General features: G+C 55.0%; 19 protein-coding genes. 6 read left to right on the top strand and 13 right to left on the bottom strand.

All coding sequences use genetic code 11. The annotated features are described in order from the left end of the window. The first annotated feature begins 2 nt into the window (after positions 1-2). Positions 3-947 (top strand): phosphatidate cytidylyltransferase, encoded by a 945-nt coding sequence (locus AC6T8Q_RS12470; RefSeq protein ID WP_500679391.1) that lies wholly within the window; start codon positions 3-5, stop codon positions 945-947. Between the two features lie 10 nt (positions 948-957). Here AC6T8Q_RS12470 and AC6T8Q_RS12475 read toward each other — a convergent pair whose 3' ends face one another. The 3 genes from AC6T8Q_RS12475 to AC6T8Q_RS12485 form a co-directional block, all read right to left on the bottom strand. Beyond that, complete coding sequence (locus AC6T8Q_RS12475; RefSeq protein WP_500679392.1) at positions 958-1,962, bottom strand: DUF1559 domain-containing protein; 1,005 nt, start codon at positions 1,960-1,962, stop codon at positions 958-960. A 70-nt stretch (positions 1,963-2,032) separates the two neighbouring features. Continuing rightward, positions 2,033-3,289 carry an MFS transporter gene (locus tag AC6T8Q_RS12480; protein WP_500679393.1) on the bottom strand — a complete coding sequence of 419 codons (1,257 nt, stop codon included), beginning with the start codon at positions 3,287-3,289 and terminating at the stop codon, positions 2,033-2,035. Positions 3,290-3,475: 186 nt separating this feature from the next. Continuing rightward, positions 3,476-4,501 carry an SMP-30/gluconolactonase/LRE family protein gene (locus AC6T8Q_RS12485; protein WP_500679394.1) on the bottom strand — a complete coding sequence of 342 codons (1,026 nt, stop codon included), beginning with the start codon at positions 4,499-4,501 and terminating at the stop codon, positions 3,476-3,478. 151 nt (positions 4,502-4,652) lie between these two features. Here AC6T8Q_RS12485 and AC6T8Q_RS12490 point away from each other — a divergent pair, with 151 nt between their 5' ends. After that, the gene (locus AC6T8Q_RS12490) at positions 4,653-5,357 is read left to right on the top strand and encodes a carboxylesterase family protein (RefSeq protein WP_500679395.1); all 705 of its coding nucleotides are present in this window, start codon (positions 4,653-4,655) and stop codon (positions 5,355-5,357) included. A 79-nt stretch (positions 5,358-5,436) separates the two neighbouring features. Here the strand turns inward: AC6T8Q_RS12490 and rho are convergent, their stop codons facing one another. The 3 genes from rho to polA all read right to left on the bottom strand — a co-directional run bounded on the left by rho (position 5,437) and on the right by polA (position 10,722). Next, on the bottom strand, positions 5,437-6,915 hold the full coding sequence (gene rho, locus AC6T8Q_RS12495; RefSeq protein WP_496922917.1) for a transcription termination factor Rho: 1,479 nt from the start codon (positions 6,913-6,915) through the stop codon (positions 5,437-5,439). Positions 6,916-7,183: 268 nt separating this feature from the next. Next, entirely contained in the window at positions 7,184-7,792 is a 609-nt protein-coding gene (gene coaE / locus AC6T8Q_RS12500) for a dephospho-CoA kinase (RefSeq protein WP_500679396.1), read from the bottom strand. A gap of 74 nt (positions 7,793-7,866) precedes the next feature. Next, positions 7,867-10,722, bottom strand: a complete 2,856-nt coding sequence (gene polA / locus AC6T8Q_RS12505; RefSeq protein WP_500679397.1) for a DNA polymerase I — start codon at positions 10,720-10,722, stop codon at positions 7,867-7,869. A gap of 374 nt (positions 10,723-11,096) precedes the next feature. Here polA and AC6T8Q_RS12510 point away from each other — a divergent pair, with 374 nt between their 5' ends. Beyond that, complete coding sequence (locus AC6T8Q_RS12510) at positions 11,097-12,506, top strand: hypothetical protein (protein WP_500679398.1); 1,410 nt, start codon at positions 11,097-11,099, stop codon at positions 12,504-12,506. Here AC6T8Q_RS12510 and bioA read toward each other — a convergent pair whose 3' ends face one another. From bioA to hisN, 7 genes are all read right to left on the bottom strand, one after another. Beyond that, positions 12,507-13,886 (bottom strand): adenosylmethionine--8-amino-7-oxononanoate transaminase, encoded by a 1,380-nt coding sequence (gene bioA / locus AC6T8Q_RS12515; RefSeq protein WP_500679399.1) that lies wholly within the window; start codon positions 13,884-13,886, stop codon positions 12,507-12,509. Between the two features lie 14 nt (positions 13,887-13,900). Then, on the bottom strand, positions 13,901-14,689 hold the full coding sequence (locus tag AC6T8Q_RS12520; RefSeq protein ID WP_500679400.1) for an SAM hydrolase/SAM-dependent halogenase family protein: 789 nt from the start codon (positions 14,687-14,689) through the stop codon (positions 13,901-13,903). Positions 14,690-14,698: 9 nt separating this feature from the next. Continuing rightward, positions 14,699-16,174: an Asp-tRNA(Asn)/Glu-tRNA(Gln) amidotransferase subunit GatB gene (gene gatB, locus AC6T8Q_RS12525; RefSeq protein WP_500679401.1), complete on the bottom strand. Its 1,476-nt coding sequence runs from the start codon at positions 16,172-16,174 to the stop codon at positions 14,699-14,701. Between the two features lie 90 nt (positions 16,175-16,264). Next, positions 16,265-17,803: an Asp-tRNA(Asn)/Glu-tRNA(Gln) amidotransferase subunit GatA gene (gene gatA / locus AC6T8Q_RS12530; protein WP_500679402.1), complete on the bottom strand. Its 1,539-nt coding sequence runs from the start codon at positions 17,801-17,803 to the stop codon at positions 16,265-16,267. 24 nt (positions 17,804-17,827) lie between these two features. Further along, positions 17,828-18,118: an Asp-tRNA(Asn)/Glu-tRNA(Gln) amidotransferase subunit GatC gene (gatC, locus tag AC6T8Q_RS12535; protein WP_500679403.1), complete on the bottom strand. Its 291-nt coding sequence runs from the start codon at positions 18,116-18,118 to the stop codon at positions 17,828-17,830. Between the two features lie 47 nt (positions 18,119-18,165). After that, on the bottom strand, positions 18,166-18,441 hold the full coding sequence (gene rpmB / locus AC6T8Q_RS12540; protein ID WP_500679404.1) for a 50S ribosomal protein L28: 276 nt from the start codon (positions 18,439-18,441) through the stop codon (positions 18,166-18,168). A 103-nt stretch (positions 18,442-18,544) separates the two neighbouring features. Further along, positions 18,545-19,375 carry a histidinol-phosphatase gene (hisN, locus tag AC6T8Q_RS12545; RefSeq protein ID WP_500679405.1) on the bottom strand — a complete coding sequence of 277 codons (831 nt, stop codon included), beginning with the start codon at positions 19,373-19,375 and terminating at the stop codon, positions 18,545-18,547. A 209-nt stretch (positions 19,376-19,584) separates the two neighbouring features. Between hisN and AC6T8Q_RS12550 the strand changes: the two genes are divergently transcribed. From AC6T8Q_RS12550 to AC6T8Q_RS12560, 3 genes are all read left to right on the top strand, one after another. Further along, on the top strand, positions 19,585-19,923 hold the full coding sequence (locus AC6T8Q_RS12550; RefSeq protein WP_496922906.1) for a hypothetical protein: 339 nt from the start codon (positions 19,585-19,587) through the stop codon (positions 19,921-19,923). A gap of 104 nt (positions 19,924-20,027) precedes the next feature. Next, on the top strand, positions 20,028-21,650 hold the full coding sequence (locus AC6T8Q_RS12555) for a hypothetical protein (RefSeq protein WP_500679406.1): 1,623 nt from the start codon (positions 20,028-20,030) through the stop codon (positions 21,648-21,650). A 96-nt stretch (positions 21,651-21,746) separates the two neighbouring features. Beyond that, positions 21,747-22,847: a hypothetical protein gene (locus AC6T8Q_RS12560; protein ID WP_500679407.1), complete on the top strand. Its 1,101-nt coding sequence runs from the start codon at positions 21,747-21,749 to the stop codon at positions 22,845-22,847. Positions 22,848-22,935 lie beyond the last annotated feature (88 nt).

Genomic DNA, 22,935 nt, shown 5'->3' on the forward strand with positions numbered 1-22,935 from the left:
TCATGCAAAACTGGGGATTGATCGGCACTGTTTTGCTGCTCTTGATCGGAGCCACATTTGGTGGGCAATGGCTGAAGCGCCAGACTACGCTCGGCTTGGATCAAAAGGCCGTTGATTCTTTCAACAGCCGCATCCAAGTCTGGTGGTTCTTCTCGATCGTCCTGGGAATCGCCTTTTTCCATCCCACGACAACTGTCGTGCTGTTCGGCCTGCTGTCATTTTGGGCCTTGCGAGAATACATCACCCTGACTCCCACGAGCATTGGTGACCACCGCGCTCTGTTTTGGGTCTTCTGCTTCTTTACGCCGATGCAGTTCATTCTCGTGGGACTTAACCTGTACGGCTTTTACAGCATTTTGATCCCCGTCTACGCGTTCTTGTTTCTTTCCACACGCGTGGCCATCTCGGGAGATTTCCACCGCTTTTTAGAGCGTGTTGCCAAGATCCAGTTTGGTCTGCTGGTGTGCGTTTACTGCTTGAGCTTCGCACCGGCACTGTTGTTCATGAAACTCGAACAGGCCGACACCGACGCGTCGGTCAACGCGCGGCTTCTGTTCTTTTTCATCACGATGGTGCTTTTCTCCGAACTCGCCCAATTCCTATGCAGCCGCTCGTTCGGCAAGCACATCATTGCCGAAACAATCGACGAATCGCGCACCTGGGAAGGTCTGCTGGGCGGGGCAGGGGCCACGGCCGTGTTGGGAATCATTCTCTACTGGGCAACGCCGTTCGAGTATTTCTGGCAGGTGATGATCATGTCGGTGCTGGTCGCGTTTATGGCCTCAGCGGGAGCACTCACTATGGCCGCCATAAAACGCGATCGCGGCGAAGTCCGCTCAGGAACGCTCATCGAAGGACACGGCGGAGTATTGAGCCGCATCGACGCGATCTGCTTTGCGGCTCCCGTGTTTTATCACGTCACGAAGTACTTATTCGAAATTGAGTGATAAGCAGTTCTCATGGCAATTGCACGACTTCTCCGTCGGCCATCGCAGAGAGCGATTCCAGAATGCTCTGCTCCGTATCTTCGTTAAGAAAATGGACGGAACCATCGGCAAAAACTGCATTGGCGCCATTACCATGTAAGCTGCCTGCGCACGCGTACGTCCGTAACTGGGCCGGGTTGGGATCCATGATCACCCCTGGCCATGTTGTCCAGTTAATCGGATAGGCGCCAACGTCGATCCCCACCATCACCCAGCCTCGGTAGGCCCAAGCCGATGCCATGCCATTGTGGATCGTACGAGTTCTTTCGGCGAAGGCCAGTGTTTGCGATAGTCCATCTAAAACATTCTTGTCACGGAACTCCGTGTTTTCACCAAACATTCGCCATGTTCGCTCGGGCTGTTGTTGCCAATCTTTGCATTCATATCCCGGGGCAGTACTAAAATCGTAATTCGACTTCGCCCCACCAAAACCATTGGCCGCGGCATAAAGTCCTACTTCTGGGACAAAAATATCCCCCATATCGGAGGGACACAAGAAGATTTCAAGCACCTGTGTTGATAACTTGGCGTTGCCGCTCGTCACGGGATCGCCAACTAAATGACCTAGAGAATCTGTTGGGGAACAACAAGAATTATTGCCAACCATCACATTGGAACCAGCATGCTTTTGATCGAATTGATCATAGATTGTTTGCTGTTCTAGGTAAGGAAGCAAAAACACCAAGCCGTTCCAATTGCGAATCTCTTTTGATCCTCTAAATTCCGGGTATCGGCACCAGCCGTAGTCGGCACCCGCAAACGGAAATTTTTGATGGGCCGCGTGGTAGTTATGCAGCGCCAAACCTAATTGCTTCATGTTGTTCGTACACTGCATACGTCGCGCCGCTTCACGAGCCGCTTGGACCGCAGGCAATAGTAGCGCGATGAGCACGCCGATAATCGCAATCACTACCAGTAGCTCTACCAGCGTAAATCCCGATGTGCGACGGAAAGATGGAGACGACGAAGGTTTCAAGGTTGCTAATCCAGAGGAAGTGCGACAACATCCTCTAGAATAGTCTTCCCAGGCGGCGCATCCCACCTACTCAGTCGGGTTTAGCCCCCTGATTTTCCTGGTTATGTACCGCCAAACCGGTACAAACGATCCCAGAAACCGCCAAAACGCCCGCCGTTAGCAGAAACGCTGTGTTAATGCCCCAGTGCGTAACGGCAAATTCAGCAGAGCGCGGGCCGATGGTCGCCACGGTCCAGGCCCCCCCCATCATCAGGCTGGAAGCCAAATTCGCCCGATGCGGCAACAAATGCTGCGCGAGCGCAATCGAAATCGGAATCATCGCCGAGAAACCAACCCCCGCCATGGCCGCGCAAACGTAAGCCAACTTCACGGGCATTAATGGCAGCAAAGCCACCACCGGGGAGAAGACCAACGGCACGAGAATCATCGGCATCCGTTCGCGGTTGGCGTGCACAAACCGTCCAGCGAAAATGCCACCCATCGCCATGCCCAAAATCATCGCAGCATTGAGATTTCCCACCGTAGGTGCCGCGGATTTGGCAACGTGTTCCAAGCTCCAATTCGTGTGCTCCGCCGCGACGTTATCCTGAGCCCATCGCACGAACAAATAAACCAATGCCGTGTTCACGCAATACCGCAGTGCCGACGACACATACAAATACCACACGCTCTTCCAATTGTTCTTGATGACGCTCAGATCGAGCGATTGCTTGGAATGAATCTGCACGGCCGGCAGCAAGGATTGGCAACGATAGACAAAAATTGCCAAGAGGATCGCTGGCAGCGCAATATAAGGCAGCGTCTCGAATCCGTAGCTCGTGGATAGCCAGCGAGGAAAGATCATCGCACCGACCACGCCACCCACCATGCCAGCGACGAAGTGTATGCTTGCCGCCGAATTGCGGCGGTGCTTATACATCTGTGCGACGGTCGTCGCCGCGATGGGATGAAACACGCCGTTGCCAATCATGCCGGCGATATAAGCCAGTCCCAACAGGGTGCTAGTTTCGGTAAAACCGATCGCCGCAAATCCAAATCCGGCTAGCAAGATCCCCACCACGGTCATGATCCGCGTGCGGAATCGGTCGCTCATCACGGCACAAAGCGGCTGGGCAAGTCCCGAAGTCAACGACCCCAAGCCGATCAGCCACGCTGATTGTTCAGGAGTGAGGCCCGCCCGAACTTCGATCAAGCCTAAGCTTGCGGGCAGCAGCGTCGACAACGCATCGATGAAGAAATGCCCCAGCGACAAGGCTAAGAACGCGAGGCCGATGCCGCTCGCAAATTCGCGTTTCGAGTCAGCTTCGAGCAGGACACCTTGGCTCATGGAAAGATCGTCGATGGAAATTCAAGAAGGTGGGAAGATGGGCAGGAATTCGCCACAGCTGTCCGCTAGGACAGGACCATGGTGCCGTCCCGAAGGACATGACCAATCCTACCGGCCGCCTTCCTCACGGACCACACCAATCAGCATGAAGTTCGCGCTTAGAAAAGGCAATTCCACGGCTAACAGCTATTCCAATCGCCAAGCCGCGGCACGAGTTTTGGTCTGAATGCGGCACAAATACATATCCGCCGTGATGTACAACACCGAGCCATCGTCTCCCCAAGCACAATTGGCGGTCGCCACGCCGGTGTTAATACGCCCCAAAAGTTTTCCTGCCGGCGTAATGACGTGAATCCCACCGGGGCCGGTCGCAAACAGATTCCCCTTGGCATCGACTTTCAAGCCATCGGTTGAACCCTTGAGTCCTTTTTTGGCCAGCGGCAAGGCATCGTAAAAAATTCGGCTATTCGAAACGGCGCCATCTTCGGCGATATCAAACGCCCGAATGATCGGCGCGCTGCCGTCACTTTGCGCGACATACAAAATTTTCTCATCCGGTGAAAACGCGATGCCGTTCGGCCGCGTCATATTCTTGCTCACGAGTGTCACTTCGCCGTTGGGGCGAATACAAAACACGCCACAGAAGCCGTATTCCTGATGTTCATCTTTCTCGCGGTTCGGCAAGCCATACGGCGGATCAGTAAAATAGATATCGCCCGTCGAACGAACCACAACATCGTTGGGGCTATTGAAGCGCTTGCCGTCATAGCTATCGGCAAGCGTTACTTTGCCTTCTCCAAATGCCATCGACGACACCCGGCGGTCGCCATGTTCGCAGGAAATCAATTGCCCCTTGCCGCCGAGCGTCAAACCGTTGCTCCCTGGCTCGTCACTGTAACGCCCGATGCCCGTATAGCCGGAGGGTTTGAGGAATTCGCTGATTCCTTTGCCTTCTTGCCATTTGAAAACCGTATTTTTCGGCACGTCGGAGAACAACAGGTATCCCCCATCGCGTGGCACCCACACCGGCCCTTCCGACCACTCAAAACCCATCGCCAGCACTTCGATCTTCGCATCAGGATCAACGAGTTCACTGAGCGCAGGATCATCCTGCACCACCTCGCCGATAGTCGGAAAATTGCTCATGTTCTGGGCCCAACCAACCTGAACGCCAAGCGCCAACAGCGCAGCGAATAACACCACGGATTTCATCAAATCTCCCTCACACAAACGAGAAGCAAAGCACGTGCCACACTAGAATACTCTCTAAAGTGTATAAACGCGAGACGTAGGGCTTGCCCTTACCAATAGGTCAGCACAAATTGAGTTTTAAGACAAAAATCTTTAATTCGGGAAACCTATCATGATCCAATCCCTCTCGGTTTCACTCGCTATTTTCTGCATCGCATCCACGCTCGCACACGGCGAAGAATCTGGCGAAAAATTCACAGCAACGATCACTAAGGAAGTCGCCGCTCCCTACCTCGTAGTGACCCCCGAAGGTTATAGCAAAAAGAAAACTTATCCGTTGTTAATCTTTCTGCACGGACGTGGTGAAAGCGGAGACGATCTTGAGAAAGTCGCGATTCACGGCCCTTATAAGACCGTTGCTGACTTGAAGCTGCCATTCATCATCGTTGCGCCTCAAACACCCATTGATGAACGTTGGGATGTCGACATGCTCTCAGCCCTTGTCGACCACGTGCTCGGGGAATTACCCGTCGACGAAGATCGTGTCTATCTCACGGGTCTCAGCTTGGGAGGATTCGCTACTTGGGATCTCGCCATACGCCGGCCGGAAGTCTTCGCCGCGATTGCTCCAGTTTGTGGCCATGGCAAACCTTCGCAAGCCGCCAAGATTAAAGATATTCCCGTTTGGGCTTTTCACGGTGCGCTCGATCCCGTGGTCTCGCTTGCGGGAATGACCGATATGATCAACGCACTTTATGCCGTGGATAACGACGCACGCTTCACAGTCTATCCTAATGCCGGCCACGACAGTTGGACCGAAACTTACAAGAATCCCAAACTCTATAAATGGCTCCTAAGCCACAGTAAATCAAAATAGGGAATGGTGGTTGAATACCCAAAGCCGCTACTTGAGGTCTGTTGTTTTATAATTCAACCTGCGCTTTTGGAAATGCTGCCTATTCCTTGATACTCATCAAAAATTCAGCGTTTGACTTCGTCTTGCGCAGACGGGTGGTCAGCAAGTCCATCGCATCGGCGGGATTCATTTCGTTGAGAACTCGCCGCAACATACAGACACGGCGATACTCTTCGGGATCCATAAGCATCTCTTCACGGCGGGTGCCGCTCTTGTTGATGTCGATGGCCGGCCAAATGCGCTTGTCGACCAATTGGCGGTCGAGGACGATCTCTTGATTGCCGGTCCCTTTGAATTCCTCGAAGATCACTTCGTCCATGCGGCTGCCAGTGTCGATGAGCGCCGTGGCGATGATCGTCAGCGAGCCACCCTCTTCCACTTTGCGGGCCGAGCCAAAGAACCGCTTGGGCCGTTGCATCGCGTTGGCATCAATACCGCCAGAAAGGATTTTGCCCGAGTTGGGGCATTCCGAGTTCCAAGCGCGAGCCAAGCGCGTGATCGAATCGAGGAACACCACGACGTCGCGGCCGTATTCGACCATCCGCTTGGCTTTTTCGATCACCATTTCGGCGACCTGAATATGCCGCGCCGCGGGTTCGTCGAAGGTCGAGCTGATCACTTCGCAGTTCGGACCTTTGACTTCGCGCTCCATGTCGGTGACTTCTTCGGGCCGTTCATCGATGAGCAGCATCACGACATGCGCGTTGGGATAGTTGGCCAGTACTGCTTTGGCCATCTTTTGCATGAGGATCGTCTTGCCGGCACGCGGCGGGCTCACGATCAAACCACGCTGCCCGAAACCGATCGGCACGATCATGTCGACCACGCGCATCTCGATTCCCTCGGGGCTCGCTTCCAGGGCAATCCGCGAGTCGGGATGAACAGGGGTGAGATTATCGAAGAACACTTTGCGGGAGAGCAGATTGGGATCTTCGCCGTTGATGGCTTCCACTCGCAAGAGCGCAAAATAGCGTTCGTTTTCCTTGGGGGGACGAATCGTTCCCGAGACGGTCGCGCCAGTGTGCAAACCGAATCGGCGGATTTGGCTGGGCGAAACGTAAATATCGTCAGGACACGACAGATAATGATAGTCAGGGCTACGCAGGAAGCCGAAACCATCGGGCAGGATTTCGAGCGTCCCTTCGCCGAACATCATCCCGTCGAGCTTCACCCGCTGCTTGAGGATGCGGAAGATCAGGTCCTGCTTCTTGAGACCAGCGGCTTCTTCGACCCCTTCGGCCTCGGCCACTTCGATCAATTCAGGCATGCCCATCTTCTGCAGCGCAGCTATGTGCATATTGGCATCGGGCTTATCGGTCCGCTCGATGGACTTACCAACGCGACGCACCCGCTCGGCGGCCTTGTCGAGTTCCTCGGCAATCGAAAGGGGCTCTTCGCGCTCAAGTTCGGCGAGAGCTTCGCGGTCGATGTATGTGCCGTTGGATTCGAGGGGACGGCGATGGCGGTGCTGCGAGAAACTACGGCCAGACCTTGTACCGTGGTTGCCGGTTTCGGACATGACAACAAACTCCTGAAAAGCGAGGGTATTGGCGCGCGAACGGCGCCGGCGGGAAAGTTAAAAGCGCGGATCTATGAGGAGGCACTCCAGGGGAGATACTCCGCATTATGGCAGGAACGCAAACAAAATGGAAAGCGAATTTGGCGGGATTTTTTTGACACTCGATTCGTGTCAGGCGGGGCAGTCTTGGCAGTGAACCAGCGACCGATGCAAGCATTATGACACAGAGACCACGGCTAGGGAAGCAGTCGCGGATGCGGTTTCCCCGTCATATCGGCAGGGAAAGCGACTTCCAGAACTCCTCGACGCGCTGGCGAAGCTCGTCGAGCGTGCCATCATTCGCGATCACATGCGTGGCTCGGCGTCTTTTCTCTTCTATCGGCATTTGGGCAGCTTCTCGTGTTGTGAAATCTTCCGCCGTCCAATTTCGCGAGGATTTCGCCCTCAGCTGGCGATCTTCCAAAGGACTGTCGACAAACAGCACGATATCGCAACCTTGCTGCCAACCAGCCTCCAACAGCAGCGGAGCATCGATCACCGCCACGGGAGTTTTGGCAATTTTCAGCCGCGTGAGTTGGTATTCAAACTCATCTTTGATCCGACTGTGGAGGATTTTCTCCAAAAATTTGCGTTCCACGAGAGCCGGCTTATGGGTCGAAAAAACTCGCTCGGCTACCGCCTTGCGATCAACGTTACCATCGGCCAGCAGGATTTCACTGCCCCAACGCTCGGTGAGCGCATGCTTCACCTCGGGGAAATTGATGACTTCGTGGGCTGCTTTATCCGCATCGAGCACCACGGCCCCTAACGCCGCCAGCTCCTCGGCCACAGCCGATTTGCCGCTTGCGACCCCTCCGGTCAGTCCAATGATGAACATGTTTCGTTACCGTCTTTCCCGCGAAGGTGGGAAGCCATTCGATTTCCAACAATTCCAATGGGGATGATCACACGTCACGAATCTTGCCACGATTCGCACTCGGCCCAGTTATCGCCAAATTTAACATCGACTTGCAAAGGCACGGCCAGCGACATGACGCCACTCATTTCTTCCACCACCAGCCGTGCGAGCGTATCGATGCTGTCGGGCGCCACTTCAAACACGAGCTCGTCGTGGATTTGCAGCAGCATCGTCGCCGGTAGTTGGGATTCTTTGAGTCTGCGGGCGACACCGATCATCGCCAGCTTCATCAAGTCGGCGGCAGAACCCTGGATCACGGAATTCACCGCCGTCCGTTCCGCCAGATTCAATTGCCGCAAGAGCCCCGATTTCTCTTCGCGGAGACCCAGCGGTACTGGCCGCACTCCCTGCACCGAACGCCGTCGACCCAACAGCGTGGCGACATAGCCTTGTTGGCGGCAGCGGGTAAGCGTCTCGGTCATGAATCGCAACACGCCCGGATATCGAGCAAAGTAGGTTTCGATGAACTCGGCCGCTTCTTCTTTGGAGATGCCCAATCCCTTGGCCAAGCCAAACGGGCTTTGGCCATAGATGATTCCGAAATTCACCGCCTTGGCATTACGGCGCATACTGCTGTCGACTTCCTCGAGCGGAACATTCTGAACTTGGCTCGCCACGAGGGTGTGAATGTCTTCATTGTTCGCGAACGCCTTGAGCAAAGTTTCGTCGCCAGAGAAGTGCGCGAGCACACGCAATTCGATTTGGGAATAGTCGGCCGCCAGCAATTTCCAACCCGCTGGCCCCGCCTTGAACGCCGAGCGAATTTCACGCCCTTCGGCGGTGCGGATCGGAATGTTTTGCAGGTTGGGATTGCTCGAACTGAGCCGCCCCGTCGCGGCTACAACTTGGTTGCACGAAGCGTGAACCCTCTTAGTTTCCGGATGCACCATCGTGGGAAGAGCGTCGACATAGGTGTTGAGCAGTTTGGCGTACTGGCGGTGCTCGACGATCTTCGCGGGGAGCGGATGCATTCCGGCGAGTTCTTCCAGCACACTCGCATCGGTGCTGGCACCAGTCTTAGTCCGTTTAATGACGGGCAGCTTCAACTCGCTGAACAGCAATTCGGCCAGCTGTTTGGGGGAAGCAATATTTAACGGATGTCCGGCCAACTCTTCGATTTCTATCGTGAGTTTGTCGAGCTTTGCTCGGTATTGTTTGCTGAGCTCCGCCAAGCGATTCGTATCTATTGCGATCCCGGCAAACTCCATGTCTCCCAATGTTTGCACGAGCGGCACCTCCGCCGCCTCGTTGAGCGATTCCAGCCCTTGCTCTTCCAATCGCGCGGTCAACAGCGGCACCAAACGCAATGCGACTTCGGCATCTTCCGCCGCGTAGGGAGCGACTTGCGCGACGGGCACTTCGTCCATCCGTTTTTGATTTTTACCCGTGCCGATCAAGGAGTCGATTTTGATCGTTTCGTGTTCCAGGTAGCGAAGAGCGAGCTGATCAAGATTGTGGCTCCGTTCGCCCGCATCGAGCAAATAGCTGGCAATCATCGTGTCGAACTTGATGCCTTCAAGCGCAATTCCAGCCCCGCGCATCGCCACGTAATCGTACTTGAGATTTTGACCCACCTTGGCAATGTCTGGGTTTTCGAGAATCGGCCGCAAAGTATCGGCCACAAGCTCGGGGGCAAGCAAATTTCCCCCCGCCGGACCGCGGACGGGAATGTAATATCCCTCGCCAGGAACTATTGAAATCGCATAGCCGACAATTTCGGCTTGGCGTGCATCGATGTTTGTTGTTTCCGTGTCGATGGAAATCAATGGCTGTTGCTGCAATTTGGCGGCGAACTCGGTGAGTTTTTCCGGTGTGTCGATGACTTGCACTTGCAGTGCGGAGGCAGCTGCCTTGACCTGCGTTGGCGTTGCTTGATCCAAAGCCGAAATGCGTTGACCCAACGAACGAAATCCAAACTCTCGAAACAGTCGCTCGATTTCGTCGTGATTTATCGGCCTTTCCCGGGCGTCGTACCAATCGGGTTCCAGCGGCACATTGGTATCAAGCCGCGCCAGTCGCTGGGAAAGCAACGCATCGCCACGATGCTCAATGAGATTTTGCTGCCGCTTCGCACCCGCGACTTTCGAAGCATTATTGAGCACGTTTTCGAGCGTGTCATATGTCGCCAACAGTTCTTGTGCGAGCTTGGGGCCAAACAGTGGTACTCCTGGCACGTTGTCGACTTTATCCCCGACAAGGGCTTGGAAATCGACCACTTGATCGGGCCGGATTCCCCAGTCCTGCATCAACGAATTAGCATCGTAAACTTCGTTCTTGCGAATATTGAACAGCGACACACGATCGGTAATCAACTGCCGACAATCTTTATCTCCCGTGACGATCAGCAGGTTAGCGCCTAGTTCATCGCATTGCCGTGCCAAGGTGGCCAGCACGTCGTCGGCTTCAAACCCAGGGCTGGTTAGCACCGGAATGCCCAATGCATCGAGCACTTGGCAAATCTTGGGGATCTGCGGCTGGAGGTCGGCGGGCATCTCGCCGCGATCTGCTTTGTACGCGTCGAAAAACTCGTGACGGAACGTGGGACCCGGCAGATCAAACGCACAAAAAATGGCATCGGGTTGGCGCGTTTCCCAAAGCTGTAGCACGTCGCGCGTGAAGCCGTAAACAGCTGCCACCGGCTCGCCGTGAGGACTGGTCATTTCCGGAATCGCGTGAAAGACCTGGAAAATCAGCGAATGAGCATCCACCGCCACTATGTTCCAACCTTCGAGCGAACGGGGCTGGCTTTCCGGCTTTTCTTGGCGGGCCAACGTCGCGACGGGGGGCACAATGGCTGGCTCGTCGTGTTCCATACCGGGGAGTGACGGTTGTTGGGATTGCTTGGCCATGGAGGGTCGTCGGGGTGGCAGGGGGGTGCGGCAGTACGGAAAGACGGATTGTGTGAATTGCCCGGCCAGAATTCGACCCGACGAGTCTCCTAAGTATCGCTCAACGGACCGCCTGATGACCAGGGCCGAGTCGTTTGGCGGCTCTCCCCAAAGCGCCTAACCGCCATTTGTTGACATGACGTAATCCCACAATTAAGCTCGACTTAGGACGAATTTCCTCATGCAGACATACCTCGTCTTGCAGCGCTCTATTCGTTTTTGCTTCGTGGTCATCGTCGTACCTACAATAGATGAAACATCGCGAACTGATGGGCGGCCCACTTTAGCAAGCCCAGCAAACCACCGTTCACAGCTTTTTCTAGGACAGAGAAAAGATGGCGTCTCGAGAGAACACAACTTTGCAGGGCGTCGTGATCGCGCTCGTGCTGCTTTTGTTACTGATGTTTGTGGGCTTGTTTCTGCTGAACAATGCACGCAAAACGGAACAATCGCGCGCGAATGATGCCTCGACACAGGCTCAACAAGCGCAGAGTTCGCTCGGCGAGTTGCAGGCCGAAGCCAACAGCTACAAGACTTGGATGGGCTTCAACGAAGACGACACGTTAGAAACAATTCAGAAGTCGTTCGAGGAAGATATCGCCAAGTACGGCGCTTCATTTGAAGAGAACGACCGGTTTTACAGCCCGCTGTTAGCCAATTTGTCTGAAGAGAATAAAAATCTTTCTAAGAGCGAAGCCACGGCTAAATCCGAGAATAAGCAATTGAAAGAAAAATTGCTCGCTACGGAGAAAGAGAAGGACTTACAGATTCAGCAGTTCAGTAAAGAAGCTGCCAAAGCCGTTGAAGACTTGAAGGCGGAGCGGGCCAAGTTCGACCAATCCCGGGCCGCGATGAATACTGAAAACCAAAAGCTTTCTCAACAGCTGGCCGATCAACGTACACAAATCGATAAAGTCAACGCCGACGCTTCCACAGCCACAAAAAAGCAACTTGAAGAAGTGACCGCCATGAAGCAGGACATCGAAATCCTGCGTGGTAATCAACTTGATCCGGATCCATTCGCCCAACCCGAAGATGGCCTGATCAGCTGGGTCAACCAAAAAGAGGGCAAAGTTTGGATCAACATCGGAGAAGCCGATGCCCTACGTCCCCAGGTGACGTTCAGCGTTTATAGTGGCGACGAAGCCGACGCTCTTAAGGCCGACACCAAGGGAAGTATCGAAGTCACGAAGATTTTGAGCCCGCATCTGGCCGAGGCGCGCATTACGAGCGACATTCCCACCCGGCCTTTGATGGAAGGTGATAAGATTTACAGCCAAGTCTGGAATCGTGGCCGACAAGTTGGCTTTGCCTTGGCCGGCATTCTCGATATGGACGGTGACGGCAAAACCGATATCGATGAACTCAAAACGGTCATCGCCTTGAACAATGGCAAGGTCGATGCTCAACCCGCGGAGAACGGCGAAGTCGCCGGTCAAATGACGGTCGATACGCGCTACTTGATTCTCGGTCAGTTCCCGGAAGGCTCAATTCCGAATGTTGATAATCAGCGGCTTGCCTGGGAAACAATGACCGAAGCTGCCGACCGTCTTGGAATCGAAACGATCACGCTCGACGAATTTCTGAACCTGATGGGTTGGAAATCCGATCGCAGAACAGTAACGCTAGGTCCCTCAGCTAAGCCCGATGACTTCCCGGCCAAGAAGCCTAGCGACTACAAGCCGCCCCGAACTTCAGCCGGTGCGATTGAATTCCGTCCTCGTAAACCACAGCCCACGTTCTGATCAATCGTCACCCGCAAGGTGTGCAACTTGATCCGGCGGAAGCGGATTGGCTGTCACTGTTGCTATTGAATCGTGCAACATCTCGCCGAAGAATGTGAGTTCGTCTTGGGTGATCGACAGCGGGGGCATGATCACGAGTGTGTCGCCGAGTGGCCGCAACCACAGGCCGCGTTTCAAGGCTTCACGGCAGATTTGGTAGGCGATTCGCATTTCCACGGGATAGCGTTCTGCATTAGCGCCCGTTGGAGTTAGTTCCACGGCGGCAATCATCCCCATCCGTCGCGTGCTGGCCACATGCGGTAGACGTTCGAGATTTGCTAACAACTCGTTCAATTGCTCTTGGCGGTTGCTTACGTCTTGCGCGCCGCCGGAATCTTGTGTAATCTCCAACGCTGCCAATGCCGCGGCAGCCGCGAGCGGGTTGCCGGCATACGTGTGGCCGTGGCGAAAGGATCGCGCGCTGGCGGCGGTTCCAAGAAACGCTTGATAAATCTCAGACGTGGCAATCGTTGCCGAGATCGGTAGATATCCCCCTGAAAGACTCTTGCCCAAGCATAAGAGGTCAGGCACTACGCCTTCCAATTCACACGCCGACATCTTACCAATGCGGCCACAACCGGTGACAATCTCATCCGCGATCAATAGCACATTGTATTTCCGCGTCAGCTCGCGAACGCCATGCAAATAGCCCGCGGGATGGAAGATCATTCCCGCCGCGGCTTGAATGCAAGGCTCGATTACCATGGCGGCAATGGTTTCATGCTCCGCTGAAAGCACGCGATCCAATTCAGCCAGATAGTAGCTCGCATCGGCCCCCGCGGGCAATTTCTCCCGATCGGGGATCGGCAGGCGAATCACGTCGAACAAGAGCGGCTGAAACATCGCGTTGAACCGGTCGATGCCTCCCACGCTGGCGCTACCCAGCGTGTCGCCATGATAGGCTTCGCCCAACGCGATGAAACGTTGCTTCTTTGGCTGAGGATATTCATGTTGCTGCCAATATTGAAACGCAATCTTGATCGCTGCTTCAACCGCAGAGGAACCGTCGCTGCCAAAAAACACGTGATTCAGATCGCCGGGTGCCAGTTCGGCCAATCGTTTGGCCAGTTGAATCGCCGGCACCGTAGCCATTCCCAGCGAGGTCGCATGGGCTACTTGATCGAGCTGATTGCGGATCGCGGCGTCGATCTTGGGATGACGATGGCCATACAGATTGCACCACATGCTGCTGATGCCATCGAGATAGCGATTCCCCTCAACATCGTAGAGCCAAACCCCTTCGGCTCGCTCGATCACCAACGGCGTATATTCTGCCATTTGGGTGAAAGCGTGCCAATAATGTTGGCGGTCCCAGTCGATTAGTTCTGCGGAAGTGGGCATCGAACTCAAAGGGTTTACCAGCAAACTTCGACGGGGGCACCCACACCGACGCCGAGCATAATCTTGGCACTGTCGTCCACGATGGCAATTTCCAGCTGATCGTTCGAGCCAATTAACGCCACAAGGGTCATCGGCGGTTGGTCGGCGTAGGTTTTGAAAATGCACTGCGTTTCGTGCTCGTCGCAACGAACCGTCACCGATTCGTCGGTCGGCACGTCGGCGAGCATGTCGCGTGTGATATCGGTGATCAGGTTGCCGAAGGAGTCGACCGCCACCACTTTCCCTTCGATCCGATTTGCCATTCTCGTTGCTCCAGGCCAATCCAGTTTCTGCAATTCCAAGTGTGCTGGACCAAGTTGATCGGGATCCAAACCTAAGCTGAGCCGCGCCGCGACCGGGGCCATAATGTCCCGGCCATGGAACGTGGGTGCCACAGGTTGACGAAAATATTGTTCCGCAGTGATGTGGATTATCTTAGTGGGTGGCTGCCGGTCCGCCAACCGACTTAATAGCCCATTATCGGGGCAAACGAACCGCTGGTCGGCAATATCGGCATAAATAATGGCTCGCGAACTGCCCACGCCGGGATCGACAACCGCGATGTGAATCGTCCCTGCGGGAAACAACAGAGTCGTGTCGGCCAAGGCCATGGCCCCTTGAGCGATCTGCTGCGGCGGGATCGCGTGGGTAATGTCGACGATCTGTAGCGCTGGATTGATCGCGAGCATCACCCCCTTCATCGCCGCGCCATAGGGGCTCGATACGCCAAAATCGGTGGTAAGTGTGATAATCGAGGAGGACATAGGCTTCCTCTACACTTTACCACTCTCGATCAGCACTAAACAAATTTCGCGAAAACGGCCAGGATCGATGTTGGGGTTTAGTTTTTTCGCTTGTCCGATGAGCGAACTGACGGCCTGAGCTTTGCCACCCCGGACATCGGCCACGATTTTGGGATTTTTCGTGAGCAAATCCCGGCAGAGATCCTCAATTGCCGACTCATCAACCTGCTCGATTCCAAGCTTTTTAATGGCCTCCGCGACACTTAGATTTTCGCTCCGCATAATCTCGAACGCATCTTTGGCCCGCGGCTTGGGAAGTTGGCCGTCATTAATTGCCGAGATCATGCCGCCAAGTGTCGCTGCGGAAATCGGAAACTCGGCGATGGTTTGCTCGTTGTCTTTTAAGTAACGCAGGATGTCTTGCGTAATCCAATTACACGCCGCTTTGGGATCGCCGCACTTTTGTGCAGATTCTTCAAAATACTCGATCAGCGCGCGGCCCTGATTCACGATCACGTTGGCGTCATACGCCGAGAGGCCAAGTTGCTCCGTGAACCGCTTACGTAAATCCGCGGGCAATTCGCCCAATGAGTTCCGCACCGCCTCAATTTGCTCCTTGGTCACCACAACGGGAACCAGATCGGGATCGGGAAAATAACGATAATCGCTCGATTCTTCCTTGCTGCGTTGGCCGCGTGTCACTCCCGCGACGTCGTCCCAACCCCGTGTTTGCTTAGGGGCATCACCAATTTTCTTGCCCGTTTCTTGCCATTCGCGATATTGCCGCTCTACTTCGTAGTCGAGAGCCCGCTCGACCGCGCGGAAGCTGTTCATGTTTTTGATTTCGACGATCGGCGTGGCAATTTTGCCTTGCGGTGTGTCGATGTGCAGGTTCACATTGGCGTCGACTCGCAGGCTTCCTTCTTGCATGTTGCAATCGGAGACCGCGATGTGCATCAGGAGCAGCTTCAACTCTTGCAAAAACGCTTTCGCTTCGCCCGAGCTACGCATATCAGGCTCGGAAACGATTTCCAACAGCGGCGTGCCCGTCCGATTGAGATCGATTTCACTATCGGCCTTACCAGCGACTTCATCATGCACGCTCTTGCCCGCGTCCTCTTCAAGATGGGCCCGTGTGATGCGAACTCGCTTGGGCTCGAACGCGCCTTTGTCGTCAGAGATTTCGAGATAGCCATTTGACGACATCGGCAAGTCGTACTGGCTGATTTGGTAGCCCTTCGGCAAGTCGGGGTAGTAATACTGTTTGCGATCCCATTTCGTGAATGCAGGAATCTCGCAGTTAATCGCGAGTGCCGTTTTGAGCGACAACTCGTAAGCCTCGCGATTCATCACGGGCAATGTTCCAGGCAAACCGATACAAACCGGGCATGTTTGCGTATTGGGCTCGGCACCAAACTGCGTGCTGCATCGGCAGAACAACTTGCTCTTCGTGGCAAGCTGCACGTGAACTTCCAAACCGATGATGGTGGTGTAAGGTTTTGACATAGTCTACGTTTTTAACCACGAAAGACACTAAACACACGAAATAAAGTGATAAACTCTTTTATTTTTTCGTGTCATTCGTGTGTTTCGTGGTTAAATTTTTGGCCGACGTTTGTGCCAATCAGTCGCGTTTTCGTACATGTAAGCCGCGCGTAAAAGTGATTCCTCTGCCAGCGGCGGGGCCATCAATTGCAAGCCAATAGGAAGGCCCGCCTTGCTGAATCCACACGGCAAGCTGATTCCCGGCAAACCAGCAAGATTCGCGCTCACGGTGTAAAGATCGACCAAATACATCGCAAGCGGGTCATCGACCATCTCGCCAATCTTGAACGCCGTTTGGGCTGTCACGGGGCTGAGAATCAAATCAACACCCGCAAACGCTGCATCAAAATCCTGACGAATCAATCGGCGGACTTTCAATGCCTTGAGATAATATGCATCGTAATAACCAGCGCTGAGAGCATAGGCGCCAAGCATAATCCGACGCTTCACTTCAGCACCAAAACCCTCCGAACGCGAACGCCGGTACATCCGCACAAGCGAAGAGTCGAGTCGCCGCAGGGCAACTTGATCGCCAGCGGCTTCCAACGATTTGCGTTCCATCGCCAGGTCGGCCAGCATCGCTTTTTCATCAGTGCGATGGCCATAGTGGACACCGTCGTAACGAGCGAGATTGCTGGACGCTTCACAGGGGGCAATCACGTAATAAGTCGCCACCGCGTATTTGCTATTGGGCAGCGAGACCTCTTTGACGGTTGCTCCAAACAATTCATAAACTTTGACCGCCTCGCGAACTGCTTGCTCCACTTCAGGATCAAGCCCCGCGGCGAAGTGTTCGCACGCCAAACCGATCTTTAAACCCTTGAGAGGTTGCGTTACGGTCTTAGAAAATTCGGGAACCGCTTTATCGAGCGACGTCGAATCGCGGGGCTCATGCCCGGCGATTGTTTCCAACAGCAGCGCGGCATCTTGAGTTGTCCGCGCGAGAGGTCCTGCTTGATCGAGGCTGCTCGCGAAAGCCACTAGGCCGTAACGACTCACCCGGCCATAGGTCGGTTTCAGTCCTACAACGCCACACAATCCCGCGGGCTGGCGAATCGAGCCACCCGTATCAGTGCCGATCGAAAGTGGTGCCATTTCCGCAGCCACGCACGCCGCAGCGCCACCGCTTGAACCGCCAGGAGAGCGTTCCAGATCCCAGGGATTTCTCGTGAGTTGAAAAGCGGAATTTTCCGTCGAGCCCCCCATCGCGAATTCATCCATGTTGGTGCGGCCGATCAGCACCGCATCCGCCGCTTTCAAATTCGCCACGACCGTGGAATCGTAGGGCGCGCGGAAATTCTCGAGCATCCGCGAACCACAAGTCGTGAGCGTGCTTTGATCGCACAATACGTCTTTCACGGCAACAGGTAGCCCCGCCAGTTTGCCGAGGGGTTTGCCTGCCTTGCGGCGAGCATCGACATCCGCGGCTTGGGACAGGGCGGCATCGCTCTCGACTCGCAAGAACGCGCCGACTTTTCCATCGATTGCCGCGATACGATCGAGATAGGCCTGGGTCAACTCAACGGCTGTAATATCGCCGGAGGCAAGTCGCTCTAGTTGCTCGGTGGCCGACGTCTCGACAAGCGACATTGCGAAAACCCAAACAGAGAAATTTCATTCACCAAGCACGGGGGGAACAAGATAGCCACGATCATTGTGTCGCGGTGCATTCGACAAGGCAGCTTCCCGCGACAAGCTCGGCTCGACAACGTCGTCGGCAAACACATTGTGAACTTCGACCGCATGAGCCATCGGTTCAACACCCGTGGTGTCGACTTCGGCGAGTTGATCCACGTAGTCGACGATATTCGCGAGTTCCCCCGCCAAGCGATCCAGCTCCGAATCGCTCAATTGCAAACGGGCCAGCAACGCCACATTCTCGACGTCGGCACGTGTGATCGCCATGAGAATCCCCACCTACGAACCGCAAACAACGGTCACGGTTTCGAAACTTAGGTCGCGGCCGGTTGATCGGGGACCTTGAACGGCGCCTGACGAACGATCTTGGTGATCGTGCCCGAGCGGATGCACTGGGTGCAGGCCAGAATCGTCTTGTGCGTGCCGTTAGGAGTCGTCACGTGGATTCGTTGCAGATTCGGCTTGAATTGCCGAGCGGTAATGCCGGTGATCTTCGTACCGACGCCGCCCAGGTACTTCTTCTTACCGCGGATCGTCACCGAGTTACCGACTTGGGGGCCTTTGCCACAAACGTCACATTGTCGGGCCATGTCGCTGGTCCTTCGTAAACAGAGCTATATTCAATTGATTGTTGGGTAAACTCCTGAATATAGCGATTCGCAAAAAGAACGCAACCGCTGTTCAGGACAGAGTTTAGCCCAAATCGGCAATTTCTTCGGCTAAGGAATCGCCGAGGATTTGCCGAACTTGGGCGGCCAAGGCGCCATTCGTCGCCACGGCCTCGCCGCTGTGAACGGTCGGCCTGCCCTGCCAATCGAAGAATTGTCCCCCGGCTTCCTCGATAATCGGCTGCAATGCGGCGGCATCCCAGAGGTTCATGATGGGGTCAATCATGATTTCGGCTCGCCCCGTGGCGACGAGCATATAGCCAAACGCATCGCCCCAAGTGCGGCTCACCCGGCAGGATTCGGCCAATTTATCGAAAACCTCTCGCCCATCCTGCGGGCGGTCCAGCGTGTAGGAACGCACGCAGGTGGTCAAATAAACGGATTCAGCCAGGGAACTAACCTCGGAAACTTTGGCCGAATGCCGTTCCCCATCGTCGACGACATGCCAACAGCCTTGCCCCTTGGCGGCGTACACCATTTCGTCGACGGCAGGAGCGAAAATTACACCGATCAGCGGCTCGTCGTTCTGCATGACGGCGACCAGGGTTGTGTACAAAGGCACCCCACTGATAAACGATTTGGTCCCGTCGATGGGGTCCAAAATCCACTGATAGCCGCTCGTTCCCGAAGTTTTTCCGAATTCCTCACCCACAATCGCGTCGTCGGGAAATTGCTGTGAAATCAGCTCCCGCAACAGCTTCTCAGCCCCTTGGTCAGCCACGGTGACCGGCGAGCCGTCTCCTTTGCGTTCCACGGCCAGCCCTGGTTTGCGGTAGTGCTGCAACGTGAAATCGCCCGCTTTTCGAGCGATTTCGACGGCATATTCCAACCGGCTTGTGATTTCTGCGTTGCTCATGGCTGCCAAGTTAGCAAACGCCCCCAAAATCGCCTAGTTGCGGTTTCTTGAGGGCCTTAGGTGTGATTCTGGCGATTATGCTGTTTGAGTAAATCCAGATGGCGCAATAGGATGGGGTGAAATTTCCTTGAAGTGGAGGGGTCGGCTCTTAGAATAGAGGTTGAGGGTCACCCGCTGTTGATTCTACCCAAAATGGAGGAGATCGAGCGATGCGGCAATGGATTGTCTTGGCAGTGGTAGCCCTCGGGTTGGGTTTGTTGGCCAACGGTTGGCAGTCGGGTCACGAGACGGCATTTGCCGCTCCACTCAATGCCGGCCTGGGATCGACGGGCCTAATTACTCATGTGCAAGAACTTGATAACAAGCTGCTGCGGGTGGTAATGATCGACCCCGCTCAGCGCGTGATGGGCGTATACGACATCAGCCGCGATACGGGTGAGATCCAGCCGAGAAGCATTCGCAATTTCAACGCCGATTTGCAAATGCTGCAGTTCAACAGCGATACCCTCTCGCCCGCCGACATACAAAACACCTTGGAACGACAATAAGCTCGAACGATTCGACAATTTAGATAACTGCTCGTTGCTCGCATGGAGGTTTTAGCGCCGAGCCGAAACGTGAATCCAAACCATTTGGAACACCAGAGGCAGCGATGGAATTTGTCAATTTTGAAGACGCACTCAAGAAACTCAACATCTCGGCAGAACAACTCAATGAGTTGCGCGAGAACAATATGCTGCGGGCCTATCGCGATGGCTCGAGCTGGAAGTTTCGGAGTGAAGAAATCGACCGGATGTCAACCGAAGGCGTTCCCGATCTGCCTCCGCCGAGTGACATCAGCTTGATCGACCCTTCTGATTTAGTCGACGCCGAGCCGCTACCCGACTTTAACTTTGACGACGATCTGGGCCTCGCGGATCTGCCCGAGATCGATCTCGATGAGCCAAGCTCGTCACGCGAACCCGATGAATCGGCTCTCGATCTTCGAATGGCTGATACCGATTCGATATCGGCGGGCAGCGAACTCGAACTTGCTGGACTAGAAGATACGGTCACGGCAGGAACGAGCGATCTCTCCTTGGATGCTCCCGACGAACCGAGCGATCCTACCGATTCGATTCTCTTGAGCGATGAAGAACTGGGAGAATCGGTCACCGGTTCTTTGAGCACAATTATCGGCCGCAAAGAACTGAATTTGCCGGATGCCGATCTAGACCTCGAACTGGAGCTCGACGACGTTACCGACGAAGAAGACACCAAGCTGTCAGCGGCTGGCGCCTCGGACGTGCTTTCCTCGACCGTGGCCGGTTCGGGTGTGCTCGATGAAATGGAAGATCTCTCCGACGCCAAGAAAGCGTTTAAAGATCTCGAAGAATTGGAAATCGATCTCGCCGCGGAGTCGAGTCTGGCCTTGAACCCGGCCGACGTTGCTGACGCCAGAGAGAAAGCCAGCAAGTCGCTAACGAGCCCGAAGGGTGATAGCGATCTGAAGCTAGGCGATGATGATGAACCCGAAGACGAAGGCAATATGGGTTCGACCGATGTGCCGTTGGAAGATTTGGCAGCCGCGGGCACGAATCTCGAAGAAGCCGACGGCGATGTGGAACTGGAACTGGCGGGGGATGACGATCTGATCCTCGCCGACGCGGGTGGCAGCGACCTAACGCTCGACAGCGGCGATAGTGGCATAAATCTTATCTCGCCTTCGGACAGCGGCCTGGCTCTCGATGACATTCCTTTGGACGTTGGCGGCTCGGCGATTTTGAGCTCCCTGTCTCTCGAAGGCTCCGACCCTGAGATATCGCTGCTGGGCAGCGATATCGGTGCTGCTGCCTCGGGGGCGGCGCTTCAAACCGACGATGACTTCCAACTCACCCCATTGAGCGAAGGGGGCTTGGACGACGGCGACAGCAGTTCGCAAGTGATCGCCTTGGATGCCGATCTGGGTGGCTTCGATGGCGAAGGTGCTGGCCTGCTGGAAGATGGCTTCTCGGCGGATGATGAGGGAGTTCTCCTGACGGAAGATTTTGGCGAAGCCCCTGCTGGGGACCTTGGCATGGCCGCTTATGCAGGCGCGGTTGCCGTGCCCGTGGCGGGCCCCGAGGCACAATTCGGCATTGGCAGCATTCTGTTGTTGGTTGCCAGCGTCATGTTCCTTGGCTTCGGCGTATTCATGATGCTCGACATGCTGCAGAACGTCTGGAGTTGGAACGGCAATTATACGGTCAACAGTTCCATGCTGGACGCTATTTTGGGGTTGTTTGGCTTACGCTAATTCCGCTCACCGGCCTCACGGGTTGCGAACATCAAAAGAATCGGTCACGCTGCAGTTTGGCTTCTCGACAACTGCATGACGTGATCAGGTTCTCTCATGACCACCTTGGGTGTTCGACATTTTATCGGTCTGGCTTCGTTGATTCCTTTTCTTTGCCTGGGCTGCAAGCCACAAGGCGAAATCAGCACATACACGGTTGAACGCACGCGGCCTCCACGCGAGGCGATCGTTGCGAAAGATGTCGCCGCTGATTTCGATCGCATGCTCACCGCGATGCTCCCTGTCGGTGATCAGGTTTATTTCTTCAAATTGGTCGGCAAGAGTGCGGCCATTAATCGCCATCGCTCGGAGTTTGAGGCTTTCTTGGCCGATGTTGGCACGGGAAGTCCACTCACCTGGAAGTTGCCCACGGGTTGGAGTGAAAAAGGCCCCTCGGAGATGCGAATCAACACAATTGTGGTCCCCGATGAAGCGGGCGATCTGGAGATTGCGATTTCTTCGCTGCCGAAGTCCGACAATTGGGGCGAGTTCGTGTCGTCGAACGTGAATCGTTGGTTGGACCAGTTGGGACAAGGGGAACTGCCACGGCAGACGATTCTCAACCTGACCAAGGAAACGAAAACCAACGCCGGTCCGGCCACGGTGATTGAGCTTGTTGGCATCATACAAAACACGATGGCGATGAATCCTCATGGCAACATGGCAGGCACCACCGAACCAGCCCAGTCGACTCCTCCCGTTGCGAGCGCGACTCCTCCGGCGGCTGGAAGTGCCGAGTTCACGCTGACGACTCCCGACGGTTGGCAGCCGGGCCGCGTGTCGGCGATGCGTAAAGCCGCGTTTGTGATTACCGATGGCGATCAACAGGCCGAGTTCACGCTGATTGATTTGCCCGCCTCAGGTGGGGCACAAATTACCGATGTGCTGGCCAACGTGCAGCGCTGGGCGGCGCAGGTTGGACTTCCCGTTGACGACAAACTGGCGGGGCTTGTCGAAAAAATTGAGATCGACGGCACCGAGGGAAGTTTCGTCAATCTCGTCGGGCCAGAAGGGACCAATCCACGGCAGGCGATCTTGGCGGCAATGGTTGTGCGTGGTGGAAAAGTCTGGTTTTTTAAGCTCTTCGGCGCCGCACCACTTGTCGAACGAGAAACCGAGAATTTCCGCAATCTCACGGACTCCGTGAAATTCAAATAGCTGAATTCCCACTGAGTGGCGTTACCGAACTGGGCCTACAGCGGTAAACTTAAAGAATCATCATAAAGGCGGATTCCCCACCCACTTG

Origin of the sequence: Bythopirellula sp. (genome assembly GCF_041737835.1) — a bacterium.
In the GTDB taxonomy this organism is placed as follows: Bacteria; Planctomycetota; Planctomycetia; order Pirellulales; family Lacipirellulaceae; genus Bythopirellula.

Bases quoted from the DNA above. Each gene is read 5' to 3' on its own strand.
- AC6T8Q_RS12470 (WP_500679391.1), top strand. From the start codon at position 3: ATGCAAAACTGGGGATTGATCGGCACTGTTTTGCTGCTCTTGATCGGA.
- AC6T8Q_RS12480 (WP_500679393.1), bottom strand. From the start codon at position 3,289: ATGAGCCAAGGTGTCCTGCTCGAAGCTGACTCGAAACGCGAATTTGCG.
- AC6T8Q_RS12485 (WP_500679394.1), bottom strand. From the start codon at position 4,501: ATGAAATCCGTGGTGTTATTCGCTGCGCTGTTGGCGCTTGGCGTTCAG.
- AC6T8Q_RS12490 (WP_500679395.1), top strand. From the start codon at position 4,653: ATGATCCAATCCCTCTCGGTTTCACTCGCTATTTTCTGCATCGCATCC.
- rho (WP_496922917.1), bottom strand. From the start codon at position 6,915: ATGTCCGAAACCGGCAACCACGGTACAAGGTCTGGCCGTAGTTTCTCG.
- coaE (WP_500679396.1), bottom strand. From the start codon at position 7,792: ATGTTCATCATTGGACTGACCGGAGGGGTCGCAAGCGGCAAATCGGCT.
- polA (WP_500679397.1), bottom strand. From the start codon at position 10,722: ATGGCCAAGCAATCCCAACAACCGTCACTCCCCGGTATGGAACACGAC.
- AC6T8Q_RS12510 (WP_500679398.1), top strand. From the start codon at position 11,097: ATGGCGTCTCGAGAGAACACAACTTTGCAGGGCGTCGTGATCGCGCTC.
- bioA (WP_500679399.1), bottom strand. From the start codon at position 13,886: ATGCCCACTTCCGCAGAACTAATCGACTGGGACCGCCAACATTATTGG.
- AC6T8Q_RS12520 (WP_500679400.1), bottom strand. From the start codon at position 14,689: ATGTCCTCCTCGATTATCACACTTACCACCGATTTTGGCGTATCGAGC.
- gatB (WP_500679401.1), bottom strand. From the start codon at position 16,174: ATGTCAAAACCTTACACCACCATCATCGGTTTGGAAGTTCACGTGCAG.
- gatA (WP_500679402.1), bottom strand. From the start codon at position 17,803: ATGTCGCTTGTCGAGACGTCGGCCACCGAGCAACTAGAGCGACTTGCC.
- gatC (WP_500679403.1), bottom strand. From the start codon at position 18,118: ATGGCGATCACACGTGCCGACGTCGAGAATGTGGCGTTGCTGGCCCGT.
- rpmB (WP_500679404.1), bottom strand. From the start codon at position 18,441: ATGGCCCGACAATGTGACGTTTGTGGCAAAGGCCCCCAAGTCGGTAAC.
- hisN (WP_500679405.1), bottom strand. From the start codon at position 19,375: ATGAGCAACGCAGAAATCACAAGCCGGTTGGAATATGCCGTCGAAATC.
- AC6T8Q_RS12550 (WP_496922906.1), top strand. From the start codon at position 19,585: ATGCGGCAATGGATTGTCTTGGCAGTGGTAGCCCTCGGGTTGGGTTTG.
- AC6T8Q_RS12555 (WP_500679406.1), top strand. From the start codon at position 20,028: ATGGAATTTGTCAATTTTGAAGACGCACTCAAGAAACTCAACATCTCG.
- AC6T8Q_RS12560 (WP_500679407.1), top strand. From the start codon at position 21,747: ATGACCACCTTGGGTGTTCGACATTTTATCGGTCTGGCTTCGTTGATT.